Raw genomic sequence first — 25,392 nt, 5'->3', positions numbered from 1 at the left:
GCCCGCCGTCAGTGACGGCGGCGGGCGCTGTTGCCGACCCGGCGGTACAGCGTGCTGCGGCTGATGCCAAGCAGACGCGCCGCCTGGGCCACGTTGCCCCCGCACCGCGCCAGTGCGTCGCGCATGGCGTCGGTTTCAATCGCGTCCAGGCCCCTGTCGGACGCGCCGGCCTGCTCTGCCCGCAGCTCGCGCGGGGCATCGCGCAGGTAGCTGGGCAGGTCGTCATGGCCAAGGACCTGGCCGGGATCGCTGAGCGCCACCAGCGTGCGCAGGCAGGCGCTCAGCTGGCGCACGTTGCCCGGCCAGGCATAGGCTGCCAGCGCGTCGAAGGCGACCGCTTCCAGCTGGCGTCCCTCTCCCAGTCGCTCCCACAGGCCCCGTACCAGCGCGGCGCGGTCGGGATGCGCACGCAGCGGCGGCAGGGCCACGCAGTGGTCGGCGATGCGGTAGTACAGGTCGCTGCGGAAGGTGCCGGCCGCCATCGCCTCGTCGAGGTCACGATGCGTGGCGCAGATCAGCGCGAAATCCAGCTGCACCGGCTTGCCGCCGCCCAGTGGCGACAGCGTGCGCTCCTGCAGCACCCGCAGCAGTCGCGGCTGCAGGGCAAGGGGCATGTCGCCAATCTCGTCCAGGAACAGCACACCGCCCTGCGCCTGCCGCAGCAGACCGGTGTTGCCGGTCTTGCGCGCGCCGGTGAACGCGCCTTCTTCATAGCCGAACAGCTCCGCTTCGATCAGTCCTTCCGGCAGCGCCGCGCAGTTCACCGCCACGAACGGCTTGTCGGCGCGTGTACTGCGCCGATGCAGCGCGCGCGCGAACACCTCCTTGCCGGTGCCGGTCTCGCCCTGCAGCAGCACCGGCAACTGCGCATCGAGCACCCGGCATGCACGCGCCAGCGCCTGCTGCTGGGCGGCATCGAACAGCGGTGAGGGGTCCAGGCGGGGTGCCGATGCGCTGACCCGCGCGGGGGCCGCCACGGGCATGCGCGTCGCCGCCGTCGGCGAGCGCCGTGCCGGGGGCTGGCCAAGGTGGCCATACAGCGCGCGGCCCTGGCGGTCGATCAGCGCGCCGTCATCGTGCAGGCGCGACAGGGGCACATCGAACAGCGCCTCATAGGACGCACGCCCGAGGTCGCCGTGTTCCAGGCCGAACAGCGCCAGCCCGGCGCGGTTGGCCGCCACCAGCCGCCCGCCGCGGAAGCCGAGCACCCCTTCGCGGGCGGTGCCCAGCAGCGCGGCATCGTGATGCAGGCGGACCACCTCGCAGTCGCCCAGTCCGGCATCGAAGTAACGGTGTTCGATATGTGCCACCGCCTGGCGCGCCAGCACCCGGGCGTGCAGATGTTGCAGGCGTGCATCGCCGGAGATGTCGAGCACGCCCACGCGCTGGCCGTATGGGTCGAAGATCGGCGTGGCCGAGCAGGTCAGGATGCCGTGCGGAGCGAAGTAGTGTTCGCCACCGCGGACTTCCACCGACCGCCCTTCGACGATCGCGGTGCCGATGGCGTTGGTACCCACCGAGGTCTCGTCCCAGCGCACGCCGGGCATCAGTGCCACACGGCCGGCCTTGTCGAGGAAGTCCGGGCTGCCTTCGGCGTCGAGGATCCAGCCGGCCTCGTCGGTGAGCAGCACGATGCTGCCGGCCACCGCGATGTCGGCCGCCAGGCCGTCCAGTTCCGGGCGGGCCAGCCGCCACAGCGTCTCCTGGCGCTGCCGCAGCTCGCGCAGACGCGCATCGGGCAGCGGTGCCACATCCGGCTGCGCATGCACCGACAGGCCGCCGCGCAGGCAGCGCTGCCAGGACTGCAGGATGGTATCGGGCACGATCCCGATGGGCGCGGCACCCCGTTCAAAGAACGAACGCCGCGCATTGCCGACGCGGTGCTGGAGCGGAAGCTGGGACACCTGGATTCTCCAGTGTCGCAATCTGCGACAGTTGTAGCGGGGCCTGTACCGATAAACACCACAGCCGGCGTTACCGTGCAATGACCAGTCGTGGTGCGGCGCAACATAGCGGCTGCCGCGCACCAGCATCGGCGCGGCCCGCACCCGTGCGGCAGCGCACCACCCCGAACCTGGCATCGTCCTTGCGGCAGGGAAAGGACCCGAATGGGCCGTTCCCACCTGCACCCGGAGATCCACCCGATGAATGCCGTCACGTCCGCCAAGCCGCACGCCACCGACCCGCAGTCCATCTTCAAGCCGCGCTACGGCAACTACATCGGCGGGGAATGGGTCGCTCCGCGCAGCGGCCAGTACTTCGAGAACACGACCCCGGTCACCGGCAAGGTATTCACCGAAGTGGCCCGCTCCAATGCCGAGGACATCGAGGCCGCCCTCGACGCCGCCCATGCCGCCAAACGCGCCTGGGCCGAAACCTCCACCACCGCGCGCGCCAACATCCTCAACAGAATCGCCGACCGCATCGAGGAGAACCTGGAGCTGCTTGCCCACGCCGAGACCTGGGACAACGGCAAGCCGATCCGCGAAACCCTCAACGCGGACATCCCGCTGATGGCCGACCACTTCCGCTACTTCGCCGGCGCGGTGCGTGCACAGGAAGGCAGCCTGTCGGAGATCGACAAGGACACCATCGCCTACCACTTCCACGAGCCGCTGGGCGTGGTCGGGCAGATCATCCCGTGGAACTTCCCGATGCTGATGGCCGCCTGGAAGCTGGCCCCGGCCCTGGCGGCCGGCAACTGCGTGGTGCTCAAGCCCGCCGAGCAGACCCCGGCGTCGATCCTGGTCCTGATGGAGGTGATCGGCGACCTGCTGCCCAAGGGCGTGCTCAACGTGGTCAACGGCTTCGGTGTGGAAGCCGGCAAGCCGCTGGCGTCCAACCCGCGCATCGCCAAGATCGCCTTCACCGGTGAAACCACCACCGGCCGGCTGATCATGCAGTACGCCAGCCAGAACCTGATTCCGGTGACGCTGGAGCTGGGTGGCAAATCGCCCAATATCTTCTTCGCCGACGTGATGGCCGAGGACGACGACTTCCTCGACAAGGCGGTCGAAGGCTTCGTGCTGTTCGCCTTCAATCAGGGCGAGGTGTGTACCTGTCCGTCGCGCGCGCTGATCCAGGAATCGATCTACGAGGAGTTCATGGCGCGCGCCCTCAAGCGCGTGGCCGCGATCAAACAGGGCAACCCGCTGGACCCCAACACGATGGTCGGCGCGCAGGCGTCGTCAGAGCAATTGGAGAAGATCCTGTCCTACTTCGACATCGGCCGCCAGGAGGGCGCCGAGGTGCTGATCGGCGGCGAACAGGCGCACCTCGACGGCGATCTCGCCGGCGGCTTCTATGTGACGCCCACCGTGTTCAAGGGCCACAACAGGATGCGCGTGTTCCAGGAGGAGATCTTCGGACCGGTGGTGTCGGTGACCACCTTCAAGACCGAGGAAGAAGCGCTGGAGATCGCCAACGACACCCTGTACGGCCTCGGTGCCGGCGTGTGGAGCCGCGATGCGTCGCGTCTGTACCGGATGGGGCGCGGCATCCAGGCAGGCCGGGTGTGGACCAACTGCTACCACGCCTATCCGGCACACGCCGCGTTTGGGGGTTACAAGCAGTCGGGCATCGGCCGCGAGAACCACAAGATGATGCTCGACCACTACCAGCAGACCAAGAACCTGCTGGTCAGCTACTCGCCGAAGAAGCTCGGCTTCTTCTGAGCCTGCGCAGGCTTGATCCCGATCAAGGCGCCGGCACGAGGCCGGCGCCACAGTGCAGTTCCTGGCAATCCACGGAGATCCACCCATGAACAAGACCATGAAGGCCGCGGTCGTCCGCGAGTTCGGCAAACCGTTGCGCATCGAGGAGGTCCAGGTACCGCGTCCCGGCGCGGGCGACATCCTGGTGAAGATCGAGGCGTGTGGCGTCTGCCATACCGACCTGCACGCGGTGGATGGCGACTGGCCGGTGAAGCCCAATCCGCCGTTCATTCCCGGCCATGAGGGCGTGGGCCACGTGGTCGCCGTCGGTGCCGGCGTCAGCCACGTCAAGGAAGGCGATCGCGTCGGCATCCCCTGGCTGTACTCGGCATGCGGCTACTGCGAGCACTGCCTGGGCGGGTGGGAAACCCTGTGCGAAAGCCAGCAGAACACCGGCTATTCGGTCAACGGCGGGTTCGCCGAGTACGCGCTGGCCAACGCCGGCTATGTCGGCCATCTGCCGAAGAACGTCGGCTTCATCGAGGTGGCGCCGATCCTGTGCGCCGGCGTCACCGTCTACAAGGGCTTGAAAGTCACCGACACCAAGCCGGGGCAGTGGGTGGTGATCTCGGGTGTGGGCGGGCTGGGCCACATGGCCGTGCAGTACGCCAAGGCGATGGGGTTGAACGTGGCCGCCGTGGATATCGACGATGACAAGCTTGCCTTGGCCGAACGCCTGGGCGCGACGATCACGGTCAACGCGCGCACCACCGATCCGGCCGCGTTCCTGAAGAAGGAAATCGGTGGCGCGCATGGTGCCTTGGTCACCGCCGTATCGCCGATCGCGTTCGAGCAGGCGCTGGGCATGGTCCGCCGCGGCGGCACGGTGTCGCTCAACGGCCTGCCGCCGGGCAACTTCCCGCTGGACATCTTCGGCATGGTGCTCAACGGCATCACCGTGCGCGGCTCGATCGTGGGCACCCGCCTGGACCTGCAGGAATCGCTGGAGTTCGCCGAGCAGGGCAAGGTGGCCGCCACGGTCACCAGCGATTCGCTGGAGAACATCAACGACATCTTCGCGCGCATGCACGCCGGCAAGATCGAAGGCCGCGTGGTGCTGGACATGAGCGCGTAACCGGACGGCGCGCTGCCGTTCCATCGACCGTTTTCCTCTCCCGACGGCGATGGCGCGGCAGCGCCTGTGTTCGCGTAGTGCCGGCCACTGGCCGGCTCCCAGGACCCCTCCATGCCCGACCTCCCGCTCCAGGTCATCGCCACCCTCCCGGCCCTGCAGCTGATCGACACATTGCGCGCGCGCCACGGCGAACTGCTGTTCCATCAATCCGGCGGCTGCTGCGACGGTTCCTCGCCGATGTGTTTCGCCCAGGGCGACTTCATCGTCGGCGACCGCGATGTGCAGCTGGGCGAGATCGGCGGCGCGCCGTTCTACATCAGTCCGTCGCAGTTCGCGTACTGGAAGCACACCCAGCTGATCATTGACGTGGTGCCCGGTCGCGGTGGCATGTTCTCGCTGGAGAACGGCGAGGGCGTGCGCTTCCTGGTGCGCTCGCGGCTGTTCAGCGATGCCGAGTTCGCCCTGCTGCAGGCCGCCGGCAAGGCCTGAGCCCGCCGCGCGGGCCATAATGGCCCATCCTTCTCTGCCGTTGAATGCCCATGTCTGCGCTGTCGCTCGCCAAAACCGGGGTGTTGTCCGTACTGTCGGTGGTGGTGGCGCTGTTCGTGCTGGGCATGGTCGCCGGTGCCGGCGGCTGGGTGGCGCCGTGGCTCGGCCTGTCCGACGGTGGGTCGCTGCGTCTGGGCTGGGATCTGGGCTGGACCGTTCTCGGCGGCGTGGCGGCCACCGCCTTCGCCAGCCGCTATGCGCCGGCCTGGCCCTGCGTGCATGGCGGGGTAGTGTGGGCGGTGATCGCAGCCGCCTCGGTCTACGCCGTCTGGAGCCTGGGCAGCGACTATCCCTTCTGGTTCGTGCTGACGCTGCTGGTCTCGCTGCCGTTCCAGGCCATCGGCGTCTGGCTGGGCGCGCGCTGCCGCCCGCGTTGAGCCGCGCCGGTCCGGCTCACGTGCCGGGCAGCACCTGCTTGACCTTGTCGATCCCTTCCCACGGGTCCTGCTTCAAGCGCTGTGCGCGCTGCAGGGCCTTGGCCAGCGGGAAGGCATCCGGCGCGCTGACGCGCCCCAGCTCCTCCCAGCGCAGCGGCACTGCCACGCCTGCGCCGGGCCGCGCCCGCAGCGACCACGAGCACACGCTGGTGGCACCGCGCGCGTTGCGCAGCCAGTCGATGAAAATCACCCCGCCGCGCTTGGCCTTGCTCATGGTGGCCACGTAGCGCGCCGGCGCGTGCTCGGCCATCGCCTGCGCGAACGCCTCGCAGAAGTCCTTGGCCTGCGCCCAGTCCGCGGTGGGCTGCAGCGGCACCACGACGTGCACCCCTTTGCCACCGGACAGCCGCACGAAGCTCTGCAGGCCGGTTTCCTGCAGCCGGTCGCGCACCTCGCGCGCGGCCGCCTTCACCTGCGGCCAGCCCACGCCCTCGCCCGGGTCCAGGTCGAACACCAGCCGGTCCGGGTGTTCCGGGTCGGCCACCGTGGCGCCCCACGGGTGCAGCTCCAGGGTGTTCATCTGCACCAGCTGCAGCAGCCCCTGCACGTCGTCGATGTACAGGTAGTCCTCGCGTCCGCTCTTCTGCTCCAGCGGGATCGCCTTCACCGCATCGCCCAGGCCGGTGCCGTGGTGCTTCTGGAAGAAGCACGGTTTGTCCACGCCGTCCGGACAGCGCAGCAGCGACAGCGGCCGGCGCGCGACCTCCGGCAGGATCCAGCGCGCCATCTGCCGGTAGTAGTCGGCCACATCGCCCTTGGTGAGCTTCGCCTTGGCAAACACCACCCGCTCGGGATGGCTGATGGTGACGTCGGTATCGTCGGCGGTCACGGCCGTCTCCTTCACGCGCAGGTCAGTGGCCGGCTTGTCCTCGCGCAGCCGCTTGAAGCTGGCCTGCCGCAGCAGACCTTCCTTTGCCCAACCGCGGAACGCCACTTCCGCCACCAGCGTCGGCTTGACCCAGTGCACGCTGCGCGCCGTGAACGGCACATGCGACGGCAGTTCGACCGCGGCGGCATCGGTGACCAACGCCTTGAGCTGTCGATGCAGCGCGGCCAACCCGGCATCGTCAAAGCCTGTTCCCACACGCCCCACATAACGCAGCCCGCCCTTGTCAGGCGTTGCCATCAACAGCGAGCCGAAGCCACTGCGCGCGCCCTTCGGGTCGGTGTAGCCCACCACCAGGAACTCGTCGGTGTTCTCGTGCTTCACCTTCACCCAGCTGGGCGAACGCGCGTTGACGTAGGGCGCATCCACACGTTTGCTGACGATGCCCTCGAAGCCGGCCTCACCGCTGGCCTCGAACACCGCCGGGCCGTGGTCGCGCACATGGTCGCTGTAGGCCAGGGTACCGGGCGTCTCACCGATCAGGTCCTTCAGCAGCGCCTTGCGCGCGAGCAGCGGCGCACGGCTGATGTCCGCGCCAGCCACGCCGGGCATATCGAACAGCACGTAGCGCAGCGGCTGCTTTGCGGTGCCGTCGATGACCTTCTGCAGCGCGGTGAAATCGCTGCGCCCCTGCGCGTCCAGCACCACCAGCTCGCCGTCCAGGCGCAGGTCGCGCACCGGCAGCCGTTGGATCGCCTGCACCACCTCGGGAAAATCATCGGTCCAGTTCAGGCCGCCGCGCGAACGCAGCGTCACTACGCCGTCGCGCACGTCGGCCAGCAACCGGTAACCATCCCATTTGATCTCATGCAGCCAACCGTCGCCGTCGGGCGCAGTGGCACGATGGTCGGTCAACTGCGGCTTGAACCCTGCGGGATAGGGGCTATCCCGTGCACCGGACAACGCCAGCGCCCGGCGATGCCAGCGCGCATCCGCCTTGCGCGCGGCCGGAGCCCTGGCTGCCTTCGTGGAGGCCGGGCGTTTGCCCGGCCCACGCGGTGGGGTTGCGTTTCCGAGCATGTCGTCGGCCTCCATGTCGCGCGCCTCGTCGTCATCGCGCTTGATCAACAGCCACTGGTGCTGCTTGCCTTTCATCGCGGTCCGCACCAGTTTCCAGCCGCCTTTGAGCCGTTCGCCGTGCAGCACGAAGTCCACCTTGCCGGCGGCGATCGCTTCCAGCGGATCGCCATCGCAGGCCCAGGTGCCGTGGTCGTATACGTCCACATGGCCCGCGCCGTAATGCCCCTCGGGAATATCGCCTTCGAACGTGGCATACGACAGCGGGTGGTCTTCGACCTCCACGGCCAAGCGCTTCTCGCCCACGCGCAGCGAGGGGCCTTTGGGCACGGCCCAGCTCTTGAGCACACCATCGGCCTCCAGGCGGAAATCGTAGTGGCGCGAACTGGCGTGATGCAGCTGCACCACGAAGATCGGCCGCCGCGCCGCCGCACCGTGCCGCGTGTCATCGGGCTCGGGGGTTTGGCCGAAGCGGCGTTTGCGCCGGTATTCCTGCAGCGACATGGCCGCTTACCCGGCCTTGCGTGTCGTGGTGCGCTTGGCGGTTTTGCTGGTGGCCTTGGCTGTCCTGGTCGTCGCCTTGGCTGCCTTGGCCGCCTTCTTGGCGGGTTTTCCGCTCTTTTTCACCACCTTCGATACGGCTGCGCTCTTCTTTGCCGGTGTTCGTTTTTTCGCATCCAGGCTTTTCTGCAGCAGCGACATGAAGTCCACCACATTGGTCGCATCGTCCTCGCGCGGCGCCGGTTCCTCTTCCACGCGGGTGGTGCCGCCCTTGGCCTTGATGCGCTTCTTCAGCAGCGTGTGCAGGCGCTCGCGGAATTCATCGTGGTACTCCTCCGGCTGCCAGTCGCCGGACATCGAGGCGATGAGCTGCTCGGCCATCGCGGTTTCCTTGCTGTTGATGCGGTAGTCGGCCAGGCTGCCCGTCGGCAGCGTGTAGTCCTCCGGGTCCACCAGCTCCTGCGGGTAGCGCAGGATCATCAGCACCAGCGCATCGCCATGCGGCATCACCGCGCACAGGTATTCGCGGGTGCGTACCACCACCCGCGCGATGCCCACCTTGCCGGTGCTGCGCAGGGTCTCGCGCAGCAGCACGTAGCCTTTTTCAGCTTTCTTGGCCGGCACCAGCAGATAGGGCTTCTCGTAGAAGCGCGGATCGATGCTGGCCGCATCGACGAAGGTCTCCACTTCAACGGCCTCGTGGCTCTCCGGCGCGGCCGAGCGGATGTCGTCCTCTTCGAGCACCACATAGCTGCCCTTGTCGTACTCGTAAGCCTTGACGATGTCCTTCCACGGCACTTCCTCGCCGGTATCGGCATTCACGCGCTCGAAGCGGATCGGCTTGCGGTCGCGCGAATCCAGCATGCGGAACTGCAGGTCGACCTTGCGCTCGCCGGACATCAGCGACACCGGGACGTTGAGCAATCCGAATGACAGCGTGCCGGTCCAGATCGGTCGGGCCATGACGGCGCCACTCCAGCGGTAGGGGGAGGGCAGCTGTACCGCGCGCGACGTGAAACGCCTGTGTCCGCGCCGTGCAGGCCGCCTGTACGCAGCCGCGCTACTGCAGCAGGCCGTGCACGGCCGCCGCCGGCATGTGGTCCAGCGCCAGCCAGGCGTCCTCGACGATCGCGCGCGCCTGCGGCCAGCCCAGCCGCGATTGCCCGCGCATCTGTTCCCAGTGCTCGGCAAGCTCGCCATCGGTGTCGTCGTCGTCGCCACGCGGCCAGTCGGCGTAGTGCGTGGTCAACGCGAAGGCATAGGCCGGGTACAGATCGCGCCAACTGCGGCGGCCCTGTGCACGGCGCTGTTCGTAGTCGTTGCGCATGTACTGCAGGTAATCCTGCGCGACGGCCTGCGGCTCCTCCATGCGTTCGCGCCGGCTGCGGCGCCCGCTGCGTTCGGGCTGCAGATAGGCGTTGTACAGCGCGGGGACGGCTCGACGGTCCAGGCGGGGCATGGCACGACTCCGGCAGCGGCAGGGGGAGGCAGGAATAGCCCCGCCGCCGTTATCCAGCCGTGACAGATCCGTTGCGGGTCGGCCATTCAGCGCCGGCTTCACGGCAGGTACCCACCACAGGTGCGTACGCTGCAGGCACCTCTCCCTGGAGACATCCCATGCCACGCGATCCCCTGCGCGACGCCGCCCCCCCGGTCCCCGGCGAACAGCGCGCCAAGCACGACCTGCAGGACGCCGAAGACCGCGGCGCCGGCATGTCCACCCCCAACGAGGAACCGGACCACCTGCCGGTCCCGGCCAGCTCATCCCACGCCTACCGCGACCGCAAGGACCCCACCGGCGCACCGGCGCCGGGCCGCCGCGAGAACGAGGACCAGCGCCGCGAGCGCAAGGAACATGCCAGCGACAACCAGGACGAGGCGCTGGAAGAGACATTCCCGGCCAGCGACCCGACCTCGCCGTTCGTGCCGGCCAAGGTGCCGCGCTAGGCGCCGCTCACGGCGCCCACTGCCACTGCAGCCCCACGCTGTAGCGGCGGTCCGGCCCGGGCTCGAAGAAGCGCTGGTTGCCGTCGTTGACGATCACCGAGCCGATGTAGCGCTGGTCCAGCACGTTGTCGATCCGCGCGAAGGCGCGCAGCGTGCCCTGCGCGCGCTGCCAGCGGCGCGACGCCTCCAGGTTGAGCAGGGCATGGCCGGGCGCGCGCTCGGTGGCCAGGTCGTTGACCACGGTATCGCTGGAGGCCACCACCTCGGCCGCCCACTGCCACGGGCCAGGACGGTACTGCAGGCGCGCGTTCCACTGCTGCTGCGGCACGCCGGGCAGGCGCGAACCCGCCGCCACGGTGCCGGCAGCCAACGCGTAGGGATCGCGCACGGTCGCATCGATCCAGGTGTAGGCCAGCGCCAGGTCGGCCCGAGCCCCCAGCGGCTGCAGATAGCTGGCTTCCAGCCCCTGGCGGCGGGTGCGCCCGATGTTGCGGTAGGTGGCCCGTCCGCCGGTGTTGGTGGCCACCGCCAGCTCGTCGTCGGTGTCGGCGCGGAACAGCGCCGTTTCCAGCTGCGCGCCACCCTGCGGGTGCCACTTGGCGCCTACCTCCAGATTCCGGCTGCGCGCCGCCGACAGATCCAGCGCCAGCCCGGCCTGGCCGTCGGCGCGATAGCCCAGCTCGTTGAACGTCGGGGTTTCAAAACCGCGCCCGGCCGAGGCATACAGCCGCCATGCCTCGCTGGCGCGGAACACCACGCCGGCCACCGGGGTAGTGGCCGCGTAGCGGCGCGATCCGCTGTCGTCGGGGTTGGCGGCGGTGATGTAGTGGTCGTTGGAGCGGAACCGCACCGTGCTGTGCCGCACGCCCAGCAGCAGCGACCAGCGCGGCGCCCACTGCCACCAGGCCTGGGCGAACTGGTCCACGTTCTCCACCCGGTCGGCCTGGTCGCGCCGCAGGCGGCCCTTGATGCCCAGCGTATCGCCGACGAAATTCTCGTAACCGCGCCGATTCTGGCGCTGACGGTCGGCATTGGCGCCGATCACCACATCCAGCGGCCGTCCGGCCCAGTCGCCGTGCCAGGCCCAGCGCGCGTCCACGCCGCCGTAGCCGCCGTCCAGATCGATCACCCCGCCCGCATGCAGCGGGTTGGCCTGCGGCCCCGGCGGAATGGCCAGGTACTGCGCCACGCTGCGCTGCCCGGCATAGCCCATCGCCCGCCAGGTGTGGGCGCCCGCCGTGCGGCTGAACACCAGCCCGGCCTGCGCCTGCCGCACCGATTTGCGGGTGTTGTACTGGGTGGCCACCGCCGTGGCCTGGCGCGGGTCCGCGCGCACCTGGGCGCGGGTCAGGCCAAGCGGGTCCTGCGCGTCGGGCGCATCAAGGTAGTTCAGCACCAGGGCCAGTTCGCCGCCGCCCAGCCCGGTGCCCAGGCGGGCGTTCACCGAGTCGCGGCGGGCGCGGCTGTGGTCGCGCCAGCCGTCGGTGCGGAAGTGGTTGGCCGCCACGTTGTAGCGGACCGGCCCCTGCTGCCCGCGCAACTGCGCGCCGATACTCAGAATGGCATCGCTGCCGGTATCCAGGCGCAGACGCCAGGGATCGCCGGGCGCGCCATCGGCACTCCACACCTGCACCACGCCGCCGGACGAGTTGCCGTACAGCGCCGAGAACGGCCCGCGCAGCACCTCCACCCGCTGCGCGCCCAGCAGGCTGGCGTGCGAGAGCTGGCCCTGGCCATCGGGCATGGTGGCCGGCACGCCGTCCACCAGCACCCGTACCCCGCGCACGCCGAAGGTGGAGCGCGCGCCGAAGCCGCGGATCGACAGCTGGGTGTCCTGCGCGTAGTTCTGGCGGTCGCGGGCCACCACGCCGGGAATACCACCCAGCGCATCGGCGATCTGCACCTGCGGGCCGGCCGCCGCGTCGTCGATCCACACCGTGGTGATCGACGCCGGCAGGTCCACATCGGCCACCTGCTGCACCCGCGCGGCCTGCACCTGCACCGCGGGCAACCGTTGCGCCGGGACCGGGTCCGGCGAGGTGTTCTGGGCCTGTGCCAGGTTCGGCAGCAGCGCGGCCGAAAACAGCGCCAACCGGCGGGCAGACGGGGTGAAACGACGCATGCGGGTAGGTGTCCTCGGGATTCGGGCGTGCCACACGCAATGGTACGGAAACGAACGTGACGGCGGCCGCCGCGCCCTCGGCGCGGCTTTGTTACGATGGGTCGGTTTTGGCTGATTCTGCCGCAACCTGCGTCGCGCCATCCTCCCCCCTTCCGTCATCCGAATGAGTACCGCCGTGTCCTTCTTTGCAAATGTGGAACTGGTCCCAGGCGACCCGATCCTGGGCCTGACCGAGGCGTACAACGCCGACAGCCGCCCAACCAAGGTCAACCTGGGTGTGGGCATCTACTACGACGAGAGCGGCCGCATTCCGCTGCTCCGCGCCGTCAAGCAGATCGAGCAGCAGCTCGCCGCCGAGGCCAAACCGCGCGGCTACCTGCCCATCGATGGTCTGCCCGCCTACAACCAGGCCACCCGCGAACTGGTGTTCGGCAAGGATTCGCCGCTGCTGGCCGCCGGCCGCGTGGCCACCTCGCAGACCATCGGCGGCAGCGGTGCGCTGCGCGTCGGCGCCGACCTGCTGCACCGCCTGCTGCCGCACGCCACCATCGCCATCAGCAACCCGAGCTGGGAAAACCACCGCGCGGTGTTCGGCGCGGCTGGCTTCGAGGTCGTGGAATACAGCTACTTCGACCCGGCTACCCACGGCGTGGACTTCGACGCCATGCTGGCCGACCTGGCCAAGCTGCAGCCGGGCACCGTGGTGCTGCTGCATGCCTGCTGCCACAACCCCACCGGCGCCGACCTCACCGTCGCGCAGTGGAAGCAGGTGGCCGAGCTGCTGAAGGACCGCCAGCTGTTCCCGTTCATCGACATGGCCTACCAGGGCTTCGACAAGGGCATCAGCGACGACGGCGCCGCCGTGCGCATCATCGCCGAGGCCGGCATCGACAGCTTCGTGGTCGCCAACTCGTACTCCAAGTCGTTCTCGCTGTACGGCGAGCGCATCGGCGCGCTGTCGGTGGTGGCACCGGATGCCAACGCCGCCAAGGCCGTGCAGTCGCAGGTCAAGCGCATCATCCGCACCATCTACTCCAGCCCGTCCAACCACGGCGCGGCCCTGGTGTCCGGCGTGCTCAACAGCGTCGAACTGCGCCAGGTGTGGGAAGCGGAACTGACCGAGATGCGCGAGCGTATCCACGCCCTGCGCCACGGCCTGGTGGAACACCTGGTGGCCGCTGGTGCGCCGGAGTTCGCCTTCATCAACGACCAGGCCGGCATGTTCTCCTACTCCGGTCTGAGCCGCCCGCAGGTGGACCGCCTGCGCGACGAGTTCGGCATCTACGCCGTCGGCACCGGCCGCATCTGCGTGGCCGCGCTGAACCAGGGCAACCTGGCGTACGTGGCCAAAGCCGTGGCGACCGTCGCCAAGGGCTGAAGCAACCCGCCGTGCATGAAACAACGGCCGCCCAGTGCGGCCGTTGTTTTTGGTGGCACCGGCCGGCACGACATGTAACCGCTTACGTTCTTCCCAACCTCGTAATGCCGCCACCAACGGGCCACAATATGGCCCCCAAATGTCTGTGGCAGCCATTCCATGTCCCGTACGTCGCTTACCCGGTACCTGATCGAAGAGCAGCATGCCGGCCGCATCAACGCCGACCTGCGCCAGCTGATCGCCGTCGTCGCCCGCGCCTGCACCAGCATCTCCATCGCGGTCAGCAAGGGCGCCCTGGGCGGCGTGCTTGGCGAAGCCGGCACCGGCAACGTGCAGGGCGAAGCGCAGAAGAAACTGGACGTGATCAGCAACGAGATCCTGCTCGAAGCCAACGCCTGGGGCGGCCACCTCGCCGCATGCGCGTCCGAGGAAATGGACCACTGCCAGCCGGTGCCGGATACCTACCCGCGCGGCGACTTCCTGCTGCTGTTCGATCCCCTCGATGGCAGCTCCAACATCGACGTCAACGTGTCGGTCGGCACCATCTTCTCGGTGCTGCGCTGCCCGCCGGGCACCGAGCAGCCCGACGATGCCAGCTTCCTGCAGCCGGGCACCGCGCAGGTCGCGGCCGGCTACTGCATCTACGGGCCGAGCACGCAGATGGTGCTCACCGTCGGCCACGGCACGCATGCCTTCACCCTGGACCGCGAGAAGGGCGAGTTCGTGCTGACCACGCCGGACATGCAGATCCCGGCGGAGACCCAGGAGTTCGCCATCAACATGTCCAACCAGCGCCATTGGGAAACCCCGATGCAGGGCTACGTGCAGGACCTGCTGGCGGGCAAGGAAGGCGCGCGCGGCAAGAACTTCAACATGCGCTGGATCGCCAGCATGGTCGCCGACGTCCACCGCATCCTGACCCGCGGCGGCATCTTCATCTACCCGTGGGACCGCAAGGACCCCACCAAGGCCGGCAAGCTGCGCCTGATGTACGAAGCCAACCCGATGGGCCTGCTGGTTGAACAGGCCGGCGGCGCCGCCACCACCGGCCGCGAGCGCATCCTCGACATCCAGCCCGACCAGCTGCACCAGCGCGTGCCGGTGTTCCTCGGCTCGCGCAACGAAGTGGCCGAAGCCACCCGTTACCACCACGAGCACGACGCCGCGCAAGGCTGAGCCGTCACCCGGGACCGGTGCATTGCCGGTCCCGTGGCACAGCAGAAAACCAACGTGGCAACGGCGTGACATCGGCCATCGCAGCGGTCACCATCGGGGCATCGCGCCCACGGAAGACCCCATGACCGCCGATCCGTCGCTGGACTTCATCGAAGTAATCCACAACGCCATCCCCGCCGAATCCTGCGCGGCAATCCTGGCCCGTATGCGAACCAGTGCGCAGTTGAAGCCCGGTGAAGTGGGCAGCGGAATCTACCCGGAACTCAAGCACAGCAAGGATCTTCGGATCAGCGGCGATCCGGCGTGGGCGCAGGTTGAAATGCAGCTGCAACAAGCCGTTTTTGTCGGCGTGATGAGTTATCTACGCCGTTATCCACAGGCCCTGATCTCGCCGCTGATGTTGCAGGTCCACGACAGCGCCGGCCAGCCGCGCCGTCTGGCCGCCGAGGATTTCGCCACGATGGACGCCGACACGCTGGCCAACCTGGCCCGCACCTGCCTGCGCCCCGGTGCCATCAACCTGCAATGGTATGCGGCGGGCGAGGGCGGCTACCCCTATTGGCACTGCGAGCTGTACCCGCGCGACCCGGCCGCCGAAACACTCCACCGGCACCTGCTGTGGACGCTGTATCTCAACGACGACTTCGAGCAGGGCGAAACCGAGTTCCTGTTCCAGGGCCGCAAGATCGCGCCGCGCACCGGCAGCCTGCTGATCGCGCCGACGGCATTCACCCACACCCATCGCGGCAACCGCCCGCAGGGGGGCGACAAGTTCATCGCCACCAGCTGGATCCTCTTCCAGAGCGCGGAGACGCTGTACGGCGGCGCGTGAGGGCGCACCCTGCCGTGATCCATCATCGGTCAGCGCCAAGTGCGTCCACGAGGATGCCGAAAGACAGCGTCCAGATCGGCACTACCGACGCCGCCGTTGCCAGCAGCAGGGTGTAGACCAGCGACACCGCCGCGGCCCCAACGCCAACATCCAGCTGTGCGAGCACCTGATGACCCTCGCTTGCGGCAGCGAAGGTATGGCCATCCAGCGTCACCCGCACCAGCAGAAGAACAGCGCAGCATGTAAGCGCACCGATGATCTGCACTTCCATCCACGCTGCCAGGGCAAGGGTGCGGCTGCTGAACCCCATCGCGCGCAATGTTGCCGCGTACCTGCGGCGGCCCAGGAACGACGTGCTCAGTGCATTGCCGATGGTCAGCGCGGCCGCAGCGCCCAGAGTGGCCGCGATCACCAGCGACACGCTGCGGATCAGCTCTGCCAACCACTGCGTGTGGAGCTGATAGTAGTCCGATTGCCGCACTATCCTGATACCGCTCAGACGGGGATCCTCACGCACCGCCTCCCGCAGCGCCGGCAGATCGGCAGCCGCGTTGAGTCTGATCAACGCGACCGAGAACTGCGACGGTGACTGGTAGTCCGCCTGAAGCGTGGACAGATCTGCCCAATACTCCGAGTCCCAAAGGCTCCCGCCGTGGTCGGCACGGCCTGCTACGTGCCATTGGCCCGCGCGCACCCGTACGGGGTGGCTCGACGGTGGAGTCACCGCCCATGATCCGATCAGAAGCCCTCGCGAGCCCGTCACCAGCCGGGCGAGGCGCTCACCCTCGAGTTCCATCACCTTCCAGGTCATGGGGTCCACACCGCGCACCTGGATGGGCCGGTTTCGGCCGTTCACCGTTATCGTCGTCCGCCCGATCAGGTGTGGCGCGATGAGCGGCGCTCCGTGCTCATCGCGTGCCACAGCGGGCAGGCTGCCAAGCAGCTGAAGGTGCTGCGCGCTCAGCGTGCTGGTCGCCTCATCGAACGCGCCCGCACTCAGTGCCAACGCCACGTCCGGCCTGCCGGTGGAGGCCGCGGCTTTTTCCAGACCGGACGGTATGGCCAGAAGCAGCGTCAGCACCGACGACGCCAGGGCGAATCCCGCGACCGCCATCAAAACGTCGCGAGGGCTCGCCCAATGCATGCGCGCCGCCAAGGCCAGAAGATGAAGGATGCGCATGCGTCGTCCCCTACGCGGCGTTCATGTCTGTTGGCTGGACGCCGCCTACCGCCAGGAGGGGGGCAAGCGCCGACAGCAACCACAACACCCCGCCTCCCGCCGCGATGGCGATACAGGGGCCTGCGGTGATGCGGGTTCCCCCCAGGTGGAGCGAGGTAAGCGGCGCGATGGCGTGCAGCACGGCGTATCCGGCGGCAGCGCCAACGGCCGTTCCTGCCACGACGACGGCCGCAATCTCCAGGGCACTCCCATAGCGGATCTGCCTGTGCCTGAATCCCAGCGCGAGCAGCACCGCGATGGATGCCCTGCGCTTGGCCGCCGCATGGGCGAAAGCGCTGGCGAAAAGGAGCAGGGTGGATGTGCCCATCGCGGCCGCAACGCCCCACAGGAGCACGCCCACGCTCTCGAAGCGGGCCATCAGGCTCTCGGCCTCGGCAGACGGCGTGGCCTCCACGGGCTCGGTCCCGTGCGCCAACGCGGTCTCTCCACCGTGGCGGCCAGCGCGGCAGCGCTCACGCCCTTGCGGGGATACACGCGCGCGACCCGAAAGGTTCCGCCGTCCTGCGGCGGACTCATGCGATCGATGTAGCGGTAGTGCGCGTAGGCGATCTGATCGCCGCTGCCGCCAAGGCCAGGCGGAAGGACGCTGGTGATCGTCACGCGCACGCGGCTGCCGTTGAAGGCGTTGATCGGCTCGATGGTCACACCGGCCGTCCATCCGCACTCTCGCGCAAGCCGCGATCCAACCAGCAGGTTTCCATCTGCTGCCTGCCAGGAGCGGATGGCATCTACCGGGGTGTTCTCGCCCAGCACCGCGCGCAGCCTGTCTGTTGGAATGTGCCAGGCGTTGAGCGTGGCAATCGTGGATGGCTCCCGACACATCACCGGCAGGAAGGTCATGTACGCAACGTCGGCCACGCCGTGCAGCGCCTCCATCGTGGCGATATGGCCCAATGGCAACGGTCGGCCCTTGCGCTCTGCCATCACCACGATGGCCTCGCTCTGACCGTGGGCGGCACGCTCGGAGATGGTCGAGGCGATGGTCGAGAGGACCAGCCATGAGCACGTCGCTATGGCGAGTGATGCAACAAGGTGGATGAGCCTGGACGGATGGCCGCGTAACCAGAGCAGTGCGATCTCAACGGATGCGTACACGCTGATCTAGTCCGGTTTGCGTAGCTGGAAGGGCGCACCCTGCTCGCGCTTGGTGCGCGGTGTGGTGGACCAGTACGTCTCCGAGCAGACCTGCGGCTTTGCACCTGCTGCGGGTGTGCACTCCCTGTCCCATCCGCGCAGGAACGCCGCATCCTCTGCGGCGTTGTCCAGGGAGTAGGTGCTGCAGGAACAGAGCAGCACCACCAGGGGGAGTAGCAGGTACCGGCATGTTCCTGTGTTCATGAACGTGTTCCTCGCGCGCTGGGCACCCAGCGCCGCGGACGCCAGATGCGTGTGGATGGACCTATGGCGTCACCACTTGATGACGTACTCGCAGTACCAAGTGCCATCGCTGTTGGCGCGGCATCGCAGCGCCTGTTCTACGCGTGGCGATGCGGCACTCTGAGCAGACCTGCAAGAAACACCTTCGACTGTTTCATCTCATTCGTACTCCGTGTTGAATGGATACAAGACTGTCTATCGCCCGGCGCGCTTTTTCGATTCAAGCCTTGATGGAAACTGCCGCACCAGACGATGGCATTTCCCTCCCCCTCGCACGGTGCGTCAATCCACCCTGACGCATCCGGCTCAATGCAACATCGGGCTCCCGTCGTGATCTCCATCTAGGTCAAGTTGCGGACGGTGTGCTAGTCATCCGTTGACTGTGGCTGCATGCAGTTTTCCGCTTGCGCTGCGCATAGTGCAGAAATTCAGCCATTTTCAGCGTGTCTGAAGAAGAATGCGTGGCGTGCACTGCGCTGGCATGGGTGCGCGTACAGCCAAGGAAACCCGCGACGTGCATTGAGCTGATGCGGTAGTTGGATGGGCTTCCATCAGAAGCTTCACTGGCCGTCGCGCTGCTTCTGTGCAGTCAGTCATCGATACAGAGACGGAAGAACGCGCTGCACTGTCGGCAATGCCTGCGTTCTGCTGCGGGATGGCGCGTGCTTGGCCTATCACCCTCCGTGGCATGCCGTTGCATGCGTACGAAGGCCGTGGGCGATGAGTATCTGCGAATCAGTCCACGTTTCTGGAGCAGCTTGGGCTGATAGCGACATGCAGTAGGCGCCGCCTACTCAAGCTCAAAGTTCAACAGAAACAATCGACCTCGTTTCTTCTGCACCACGTCTTCGACAGATCCTGATCGAAGTGCTCGTAGGCGACCCCAAGTGCTGAAGAAGCGTCCGCACCATCTCCTCCAGCACATCCCTTTTCAGCACTGGCAAATGGGATAACCCCCATGAGAAGCGCAGCGAAACCAAGACAGTGAACGTTATGCATCACCGTGTCCTCCCGGCTATTTGCATCCACATCCATCGCCCGGCTTCGGATAGTCAATGTTCCTGACGTTTCCAGTCCTCGGATCAGATCTTTTGATGACCCCACTTGGTGTCGCTGGATAAGAGAAGTAGGGATTGCCAAAACGAGCTGCCGTTGCGGCATCCAATACCGCAGTCCCGTAATCTCCCCCATTGTCTCCCCCTTCCGTGAAGAGTTCCGGATTGAGGGCTTGCCTGGTACTCGGGTAGACATGGTACGCGCCATTCGATCATTTCAATCCCGGATTGCGTGGCGCTCCATCCGGGCTACGCTGACTGAGGATCGTTATATATGTCGAACGCCAAGGTGATCTTCAGCTCCGCGAGCAGCTTCAAAAGGCCATTTTCCAAGACGAACCCTGAGTTTTCGGGAGAGAACCACCCAATGAAGTGCTCCACGTGCCCTCCGGTGGAAGACAGACGATCCAAAAATGACTTTTTTTCAGCCAATTCCTTGCTGAAGCGCGATATCACAAGTTCGAATGGCTCATCGCCTGTGGGCAGCTCATAGCACCAGAAAGTTTCTTTTCTGGTGCCAGGAACCTCTTTCCCTTTTGGCGTCAGCTTCTTATCGCCAGCCGTGCAAGAGATCCTGGGATTGAGTCCAAGTTCAGCGCTTATTTCATCACTTGCGATACTTGGATGTGTAATTCGAAGCGAGATTCTGTATCGGATCGAATTACTCATAGCAGTTAATCACCAAAATGTCCTTGATCACTTCCCACACCATCTTCATTGATCCATACGTTTCCATCAGGACTAATTCCAAACCAGTCTTTGGCCCCGGCATTTATCCCTGCCTTGACTCCATGAATATCGTCTCTGCTAAGGCCCGGCCACTGATCGACTGGTTTTTTACCGGCTGGGCAGTTATCAGGCTTCTGTTCTCTGGAAGGCTTCGCTTTCGACATCTGCGCATTCGGGATAGTGCAGCCAGTCATCCTGCACCATGCCCAAGCGGCAAAGCCGGTGCCTAACGCCTTCGGTGCCAGGTTGGCAGCTCCCCCTCCAGAAACCACTTCTGCACACGCAGCGGCTCCGTAACGAGCGCAACAGGCATCAACCGTTGTCGCTTGTAATCCAAGCCGATCAACGAAGCTGATCGGATTCCCCCCACATAGGCATAGGTGCTGATTCCCTCAGCCAACCCAATGGGATCACTTTGCACCTACCGCGCAATGCTCGCATCATAGTCGCGGAAGCCGTTGTACCAAAGCCCTGATCCTGCATCGTAGTACTGCACGGGGAAGCCGATGTTAAGTACGCCGATATCGTCCTGCTGAACACTGCGTCCGTATGCGTAGTTGTATGCCTTCCAGACCGTCTGCCGCCCCGCGTTGGTCACGAAGTCCGGCCGGCCAAGGTGATCGGTGTGGACGAAGTTCAACTGCCCGTTTCGCGCCAGGCCCACCAGCTCGCCATCGAACCATTACGACAACGTCGAGCAGGGCGAAACCGAGTTCCTGTTCAGATCGCGCCGCGCACCGGCAGCCTGCTGATCGCACCGACAGCGTTCACCCACACCCATCGCGGCAACCGGCCGCAGGGCGGCGACACGTTCATCGCCACCCGCTGGATCCTGTTCCAGAGCGCGGAGAAGCTGTACGGCGGCGGGTGAGATCTGCGGGCCAGTTCCCATAAACGCCCGAAATGCGGGGCGGGACCGAGCCGATGACGACACACGGTAGGCGCCGCCTACTCAAGCTGAAAGTTCAACAGAAACAATCGACTTCGTTTCTTCTGCACCACTCGGCATGGTGGTCAACGGAGCTCAAAAACTCCAAAAAGCCAAAATACTGGATGCCCCATGTCGGGAGGGTGGCTAATACAACACCCTCATGGGGGAATACGCCCGCCGTCTGGCTTTTGCGGTTTTTGACCTCCCGACGCCCTCGCCCTCACCGGCGAGGGCCCTTCCGCATTGGAGGCCATCATGACAACCAACCCGATCAAACCGCCCGAAGGCGCATCCCCCTCGCGCAGGCAGCCCCACGCGCCCCGCAGCATCCATAACGTGCGCGCACTGCCGCAGGTGGGGCCCGAGGACCGCGATGCCGTCGGTCCCATTCCCTTCGTCATGCTGCGTGGCGCCTGGCTGCGCGCACTGGGGTTCGACGTAGGCGTGCAGGTAAGGATCGAAGCCATCCCCGGCCAGCTCACCGTCACATCGCTGTGGCAGACCCCACCGCCCGACGCTGCCGCTCCCGCGCCTGCGAAGCCCACCTTGCGCTACGCGGAAGTGGGAGATCGGTAGCGCAGGCCGGATGCGCTGAAAGCACTCAACGCGGAGGGTTGCCTCAACGCAACCCCGGTGTTGAGCATGTGGCACCATCGCCCTTGAACGCCATTGGCTCTGCATCAATGATGTACGCATTTGGGACTCAGAACAGCAACTGCCTGAAGCGCTTTCAGTAGCTTTGCGCGCAGAAGGGAGTGAGCGGCTTCTTCCTCACTGTTCCGGTCGTGGTTTGCGCCCGTATCGTAGGGGTCTCTCCGCAGCCGTTTTCACGGCCACGTTTCGTGAGTGCAGAAACATTGGGGGAACCCACACCAACAGGATGCTGGCAAGCAACGCCCCGCCCACCCATAGCCAACGCCCGGTCAGTGCTCCCGCTATCAGGAATATTCCTACCGGTGCGGCCACAATCTGGGTATAAAACAGAAAAAGCACATACTTGAGTCCGCCAAAGCTAGACTCAAGCGCTACGCCACAGATCGAACACGACGTTCGCGGTGTCTTTTCGAGTGATCGAAAAATCGAGAATCCTTGTCCCTCCGCATGACAGTATGGACAAGAGAACCTAAAGGGCGACGTCAGTTGCATATCGCTTCCCCGGTTATGGTAGCCACACGGCCAGTGCCCCGCAATTATTGCAAGTTGCCTTGAATGCTGATCCATGCTTTGCAGATACTTCGGTTCTCAAACCCACCGCTGGGCCAACGCCCTTAGCCACCGCGCCCCCCCACGGCAGCTCGCCCTGCTACCAAGTAGCCATTGTGGTCGTGCGCCTCATCTATGCGGCGGGATTGATTGCTTTGTCTCGACTGATCTTCTGCACCACAAGAACTGCGGTCTCAAAAGCAAAGTAAACCACGCCAAGCATTGCCAGATAAATCCAGCCGCCTGCAATGGTTGGACCACAGTAACGTCCAGTTAGGCACTTGAAAATTCGTGCAGTGACTTGCACGTCAGCCCAGAGTGCTACTGCTGCTATCAATGCGATGAAGACCAACGATGCCGCTCTTGAGATGGGAGACGACTTGCTTTTGGATAGGCTCCTCAACGTTTTCCAAGCCCGGAACGGAAGTAAGCCGATCGAAGCAAGGCCAACGAAGCCAAACAAGTAAATCAGAGAAGTGAAAAACGATGCGCTCACGGTTGCGTCCTTGGCTGGCGTAGCAGATTCCCAGGGAGCCAGTTTTCCGCTTCCCCCTGGCATAGGCATAGGTCAGACCCTACATGTAAGGACGCATGCGCTCAAATTTGTGCGAACACTTCTTGACAATGTACTCGGCGCCGCCGCCCTTCACCGTGCCTCCCGGATAGTTCGAGGGCGTGAAACCAACAAGGCAAGCCTCCATCACCGCCTACGAGGTCGGCCGACTGCGCATCCAGGTCTCGGCGCTGCCGACCATCGCGCGGGCGCTGGGCGTGTCGGTCGAAGAACTGATCGGCGAACCCGCCACGCCCGCCAAGCGCGGGCCGGCACCGAAGCTGCAACAGCAGCTCGAACGCATCACCCGACTGCCCAAGGCACAGCAGCGCTTCGTCATGCAGATGATCGATACCGTCCTGCAACAGCAGACCACGGGCCGCTAAACGACGAAGCCCCGCGCTTGGCGGGGCTTCTTCTTAAAAGACGTTTCGTAGTAGTAGCACCGCCGCTGCAATTGCAATAACCGCTACTACTGCGGCAACAGCGCGCTTTTGCCAAAGGCTTCGATTCAAAAGCGCAGAGCTACTTGCTGCCAAGTAGAGTGCTGAAAATGCAGTCCAAGTTGATCGCTCAACACAAGGGCCTGCACTTAGGTTCCCCGGAGAAAACAGCATCAAGAGTGAGTACAGCCAAGCGGCTAAAAGGGGCGCTATAAGAACTCCAAACAACACAACCCACCATTTTTTCGCTAGTGCAAAGGTCAGAATAGAGACGCCTATTGCAACAGCAAAAAAAACTGCTGCCGCAAACATCTCATTTGACGACCACCCGCACCCGTGCAACGAAATCGAGAACAAGCCGCTAATGACGGCCGCCGGTACTAAGCACAGAGCCGCAGCACGAAAGTTCATTGCCCCCATCCTAGCGCTCTACTTTGCGCATCCTCCAAGATGCCTTGTGTTCCGCCGCGATAAACCGATGCCATTTCTGGATGAGCAGCGAAGAACGCATTTAGGAAACTCTCCATTGCTGCCTGATTTTGATAGGAGTAGGTCTCGTTGACCTGCTCATTGAAGATACGTTCTGCCTCCGCATCCATGTTGTCGCATTGCTTCCTCTTGTCCTTGTCTGGTATGCGCGACACACCTGCAGGATCAGGGAACAACTTGGATGCTCTGCCGATCCATTTGCCGATACTGCTAACACCACCAGCTGCAGCAGGCCCCCATGTCCGTTGTATCTCGCCAAACCTGGCGGAATAAAAAGTCACCGTGTACTGATAGCCGCGGCCATTGGGCAATCCATAAGCGCGAACGTCAAACAACCCCAACGGATCGATCGCATTAACCGGATTCCCCCCGACATAGGCATAGGTGTTCAATCCACCAGCCAACCCAATCGGATCACTCTGCACATACCGCGCAATGCTCGCATCATAATCGCGGAAGCCGTTATACCAATGCCCCGACTCTGTATCGTAGTACTGCCCGGGGAAGCCGATATTCAGTCCGCCGATGTCATCCTGCTGAACACTTCGCCCATATGCGTAGTTGTATGCCTTCCAGACCGTCTGCCGCCCTGCGTTGGTCACGAAGTCCGGCCGGCCAAGGTGGTCGGTATGGACGAAGTTCAACTGCCCGTTTCGCGCCAGGCCCACCAGCTCGCCATCGAACCAAAGGTAGTTGGTCCAGGTGCTGTCGGTCAGCTCGGACATCAACTGGTTCTGGCCGGCATAGTAGTAGCGGCTGGTGGCGTTGACGGCGGTGGTAACCGCCGTAGTGGCACCGATGTTCATGTCCTTTCCCCTGGAACGCCCCTCATGGGCGACAGCGGATTGTTGGCGCAGGTCCGGCCGGGTGTCCAGCCGCCGAGCTAGAACAGCGATCCCTGCGGCGAATCCTCGCGCGGGGGCAAGGGGCGCTGGAAGCGGCTGCAGTCCAGGCGTGGCCAGTGGCTGTTCTGGGCGTCGAAGCCCAGGCGTCGGCGCGCGAGCTTGAAGCGGTTGGAGAGCAGGTTGACGTACACACCTTCGCCGCGTATGCGCTTGACGCGCGCTCGCGCGCAACTTCTGTCAGCTGCAATGCGAGCGGATCAATCAGCTGGACGGAATTCCATTGCTGGGGTTAGTTGTATATATCTACTGACAGCTCCAACGAAAGTTCAGAGAGTTCCATCATGACGGGCGGCTCCAGCGTGAAACCGGTAGCACCCTCGGCGAAGACGCCAACGAAGAGCTCTGAACGACCTCCATCAAGCACTAGAGTTTCCAAGAAGTTCTTATGCTTTTTGATGGTCTGCAGGAGCGAAGGAAGAGCATCCGTAAATACACCGGCAGCTTTGCGAGTTAATTCAAAGCAGCAGTAGGTACGTCGATATAGCCCCTCAAGGATCTCCCCAGAAGGACTGGTCCTCTGCTCTCCCACACTATGAGCGACCTCAGGTTTCATGCAGATTTGCTTGACCACATCATCAGTCGATAGCGTCGGATGCCATATGCGGAGAGACACAGAAAAGCACTCTTCAGTCACGGTACACCACCTGGTAGAAAGGGGCCGTAATGGCCATGATTTTCACCCGAACCGCCCGACGTCCCCCCGGGATTGAGTAGCACGATGGTTTGGAGTCCAATCCTAAACGACAAGGAGATTGGACGTGAAGAAGCGCTTTTCCGAAGAACAGATCATCGGCTTCCTGCGCGAGGCGGAGGCCGGCATGCCGATCAAGGATC

The 25,392-nt window shown here is 65.1% G+C and carries 26 protein-coding genes and 2 pseudogenes; 11 read left to right on the top strand and 17 right to left on the bottom strand.

The window, feature by feature from the left end:
• Window positions 1-8: 8 nt before the first annotated feature.
• On the bottom strand, window positions 9-1,904 hold the full coding sequence (locus tag ACPEH1_RS12330) for a sigma-54-dependent Fis family transcriptional regulator (protein ID WP_423715851.1): 1,896 nt from the start codon (window positions 1,902-1,904) through the stop codon (window positions 9-11).
• Between the two features lie 240 nt (window positions 1,905-2,144).
• Here ACPEH1_RS12330 and adh point away from each other — a divergent pair, with 240 nt between their 5' ends.
• From adh to ACPEH1_RS12310, 4 genes are all read left to right on the top strand, one after another.
• Entirely contained in the window at window positions 2,145-3,674 is a 1,530-nt protein-coding gene (gene adh / locus ACPEH1_RS12325; protein ID WP_026070887.1) for an aldehyde dehydrogenase, read from the top strand.
• Between the two features lie 85 nt (window positions 3,675-3,759).
• Complete coding sequence (gene adhP, locus ACPEH1_RS12320; RefSeq protein WP_017356805.1) at window positions 3,760-4,788, top strand: alcohol dehydrogenase AdhP; 1,029 nt, start codon at window positions 3,760-3,762, stop codon at window positions 4,786-4,788.
• 111 nt (window positions 4,789-4,899) lie between these two features.
• Window positions 4,900-5,277 carry a DUF779 domain-containing protein gene (locus tag ACPEH1_RS12315; RefSeq protein ID WP_017356804.1) on the top strand — a complete coding sequence of 126 codons (378 nt, stop codon included), beginning with the start codon at window positions 4,900-4,902 and terminating at the stop codon, window positions 5,275-5,277.
• Between the two features lie 50 nt (window positions 5,278-5,327).
• Window positions 5,328-5,714 carry a hypothetical protein gene (locus ACPEH1_RS12310; RefSeq protein ID WP_017356803.1) on the top strand — a complete coding sequence of 129 codons (387 nt, stop codon included), beginning with the start codon at window positions 5,328-5,330 and terminating at the stop codon, window positions 5,712-5,714.
• Between the two features lie 16 nt (window positions 5,715-5,730).
• Here ACPEH1_RS12310 and ligD read toward each other — a convergent pair whose 3' ends face one another.
• From ligD to ACPEH1_RS12295, 3 genes are all read right to left on the bottom strand, one after another.
• Window positions 5,731-8,181, bottom strand: coding sequence for a DNA ligase D (gene ligD, locus ACPEH1_RS12305; RefSeq protein WP_423715850.1), 2,451 nt, complete (start codon window positions 8,179-8,181; stop codon window positions 5,731-5,733).
• Window positions 8,182-8,187: 6 nt separating this feature from the next.
• Window positions 8,188-9,141, bottom strand: a complete 954-nt coding sequence (locus ACPEH1_RS12300) for a Ku protein (RefSeq protein ID WP_017356801.1) — start codon at window positions 9,139-9,141, stop codon at window positions 8,188-8,190.
• Between the two features lie 97 nt (window positions 9,142-9,238).
• Window positions 9,239-9,637: a hypothetical protein gene (locus tag ACPEH1_RS12295; RefSeq protein WP_136005764.1), complete on the bottom strand. Its 399-nt coding sequence runs from the start codon at window positions 9,635-9,637 to the stop codon at window positions 9,239-9,241.
• A 284-nt stretch (window positions 9,638-9,921) separates the two neighbouring features.
• On the opposite strand from ACPEH1_RS12295, the gene ACPEH1_RS12290 reads away from it, so the two are divergent.
• A complete protein-coding gene (locus tag ACPEH1_RS12290; RefSeq protein WP_312709682.1) occupies window positions 9,922-10,125 on the top strand; it encodes a hypothetical protein in 204 nt (67 codons plus the stop codon).
• 7 nt (window positions 10,126-10,132) lie between these two features.
• Here ACPEH1_RS12290 and ACPEH1_RS12285 read toward each other — a convergent pair whose 3' ends face one another.
• Window positions 10,133-12,247, bottom strand: a complete 2,115-nt coding sequence (locus ACPEH1_RS12285; RefSeq protein WP_423715849.1) for a TonB-dependent receptor family protein — start codon at window positions 12,245-12,247, stop codon at window positions 10,133-10,135.
• A gap of 175 nt (window positions 12,248-12,422) precedes the next feature.
• On the opposite strand from ACPEH1_RS12285, the gene ACPEH1_RS12280 reads away from it, so the two are divergent.
• The 3 genes from ACPEH1_RS12280 (at window position 12,423) to ACPEH1_RS12270 (ending at window position 15,633) form a co-directional block, all read left to right on the top strand.
• On the top strand, window positions 12,423-13,625 hold the full coding sequence (locus ACPEH1_RS12280; RefSeq protein ID WP_136005770.1) for an aromatic amino acid transaminase: 1,203 nt from the start codon (window positions 12,423-12,425) through the stop codon (window positions 13,623-13,625).
• 159 nt (window positions 13,626-13,784) lie between these two features.
• Window positions 13,785-14,801, top strand: coding sequence for a class 1 fructose-bisphosphatase (locus ACPEH1_RS12275; protein WP_423715848.1), 1,017 nt, complete (start codon window positions 13,785-13,787; stop codon window positions 14,799-14,801).
• Window positions 14,802-14,922: 121 nt separating this feature from the next.
• Window positions 14,923-15,633 (top strand): 2OG-Fe(II) oxygenase, encoded by a 711-nt coding sequence (locus ACPEH1_RS12270; protein WP_423715847.1) that lies wholly within the window; start codon window positions 14,923-14,925, stop codon window positions 15,631-15,633.
• Window positions 15,634-15,655: 22 nt separating this feature from the next.
• Here ACPEH1_RS12270 and ACPEH1_RS12265 read toward each other — a convergent pair whose 3' ends face one another.
• From ACPEH1_RS12265 to ACPEH1_RS12235, 7 genes are all read right to left on the bottom strand, one after another.
• A complete protein-coding gene (locus ACPEH1_RS12265; protein WP_312709414.1) occupies window positions 15,656-16,813 on the bottom strand; it encodes an FtsX-like permease family protein in 1,158 nt (385 codons plus the stop codon).
• Between the two features lie 10 nt (window positions 16,814-16,823).
• The gene (locus tag ACPEH1_RS12260) at window positions 16,824-17,231 is read right to left on the bottom strand and encodes an FtsX-like permease family protein (RefSeq protein WP_312709416.1); all 408 of its coding nucleotides are present in this window, start codon (window positions 17,229-17,231) and stop codon (window positions 16,824-16,826) included.
• Window positions 17,231-17,968: a hypothetical protein gene (locus tag ACPEH1_RS12255; RefSeq protein ID WP_423715846.1), complete on the bottom strand. Its 738-nt coding sequence runs from the start codon at window positions 17,966-17,968 to the stop codon at window positions 17,231-17,233. The genes ACPEH1_RS12260 and ACPEH1_RS12255 overlap by 1 nt, the downstream gene beginning before the upstream one ends.
• A gap of 6 nt (window positions 17,969-17,974) precedes the next feature.
• The gene (locus ACPEH1_RS12250) at window positions 17,975-18,211 is read right to left on the bottom strand and encodes a hypothetical protein (protein WP_423715845.1); all 237 of its coding nucleotides are present in this window, start codon (window positions 18,209-18,211) and stop codon (window positions 17,975-17,977) included.
• A gap of 1,343 nt (window positions 18,212-19,554) precedes the next feature.
• On the bottom strand, window positions 19,555-19,974 hold the full coding sequence (locus ACPEH1_RS12245) for a DUF4279 domain-containing protein (RefSeq protein WP_166472395.1): 420 nt from the start codon (window positions 19,972-19,974) through the stop codon (window positions 19,555-19,557).
• Window positions 19,975-19,979: 5 nt separating this feature from the next.
• The gene (locus ACPEH1_RS12240) at window positions 19,980-20,198 is read right to left on the bottom strand and encodes a hypothetical protein (protein ID WP_312709422.1); all 219 of its coding nucleotides are present in this window, start codon (window positions 20,196-20,198) and stop codon (window positions 19,980-19,982) included.
• Between the two features lie 257 nt (window positions 20,199-20,455).
• Window positions 20,456-20,674, bottom strand: coding sequence for an RHS domain-containing protein (locus ACPEH1_RS12235; protein ID WP_312709424.1), 219 nt, complete (start codon window positions 20,672-20,674; stop codon window positions 20,456-20,458).
• A 46-nt stretch (window positions 20,675-20,720) separates the two neighbouring features.
• On the opposite strand from ACPEH1_RS12235, the pseudogene ACPEH1_RS12230 reads away from it, so the two are divergent.
• Both ACPEH1_RS12230 and ACPEH1_RS12225 read left to right on the top strand, forming a co-directional pair.
• Window positions 20,721-20,905, top strand: a pseudogene (locus tag ACPEH1_RS12230) (2OG-Fe(II) oxygenase); the annotation flags it as partial.
• A 315-nt stretch (window positions 20,906-21,220) separates the two neighbouring features.
• Complete coding sequence (locus ACPEH1_RS12225) at window positions 21,221-21,541, top strand: SymE family type I addiction module toxin (protein WP_136005779.1); 321 nt, start codon at window positions 21,221-21,223, stop codon at window positions 21,539-21,541.
• A 760-nt stretch (window positions 21,542-22,301) separates the two neighbouring features.
• On the opposite strand, the gene ACPEH1_RS12220 is transcribed toward ACPEH1_RS12225, so the two are convergent.
• Window positions 22,302-22,664 (bottom strand): hypothetical protein, encoded by a 363-nt coding sequence (locus ACPEH1_RS12220; RefSeq protein ID WP_423715844.1) that lies wholly within the window; start codon window positions 22,662-22,664, stop codon window positions 22,302-22,304.
• Window positions 22,665-22,843: 179 nt separating this feature from the next.
• Here ACPEH1_RS12220 and ACPEH1_RS12215 point away from each other — a divergent pair, with 179 nt between their 5' ends.
• Window positions 22,844-23,107: a hypothetical protein gene (locus tag ACPEH1_RS12215; RefSeq protein ID WP_423715843.1), complete on the top strand. Its 264-nt coding sequence runs from the start codon at window positions 22,844-22,846 to the stop codon at window positions 23,105-23,107.
• A 33-nt stretch (window positions 23,108-23,140) separates the two neighbouring features.
• On the opposite strand, the gene ACPEH1_RS12210 is transcribed toward ACPEH1_RS12215, so the two are convergent.
• The 4 genes and pseudogenes from ACPEH1_RS12210 to ACPEH1_RS12195 form a co-directional block, all read right to left on the bottom strand.
• Window positions 23,141-23,575, bottom strand: a complete 435-nt coding sequence (locus ACPEH1_RS12210) for a hypothetical protein (RefSeq protein ID WP_153165498.1) — start codon at window positions 23,573-23,575, stop codon at window positions 23,141-23,143.
• Window positions 23,572-24,459, bottom strand: a complete 888-nt coding sequence (locus ACPEH1_RS12205) for an RHS repeat-associated core domain-containing protein (protein WP_423715842.1) — start codon at window positions 24,457-24,459, stop codon at window positions 23,572-23,574. The genes ACPEH1_RS12210 and ACPEH1_RS12205 overlap by 4 nt, the downstream gene beginning before the upstream one ends.
• A 77-nt stretch (window positions 24,460-24,536) precedes the next feature.
• Window positions 24,537-24,707 (bottom strand): annotated as a pseudogene (locus ACPEH1_RS12200) (PA0069 family radical SAM protein); the annotation flags it as partial.
• A gap of 80 nt (window positions 24,708-24,787) precedes the next feature.
• A complete protein-coding gene (locus ACPEH1_RS12195) occupies window positions 24,788-25,111 on the bottom strand; it encodes a DUF4279 domain-containing protein (RefSeq protein ID WP_153165499.1) in 324 nt (107 codons plus the stop codon).
• Window positions 25,112-25,392 lie beyond the last annotated feature (281 nt).

The organism is Stenotrophomonas sp. NPDC077421 (genome assembly GCF_049545505.1).
Taxonomy (GTDB): Bacteria; Pseudomonadota; Gammaproteobacteria; order Xanthomonadales; family Xanthomonadaceae; genus Stenotrophomonas; species Stenotrophomonas nematodicola.
Note: the sequence above shows the minus strand (reverse complement) of the source record. Positions and strands in the feature narration are given on the sequence as shown.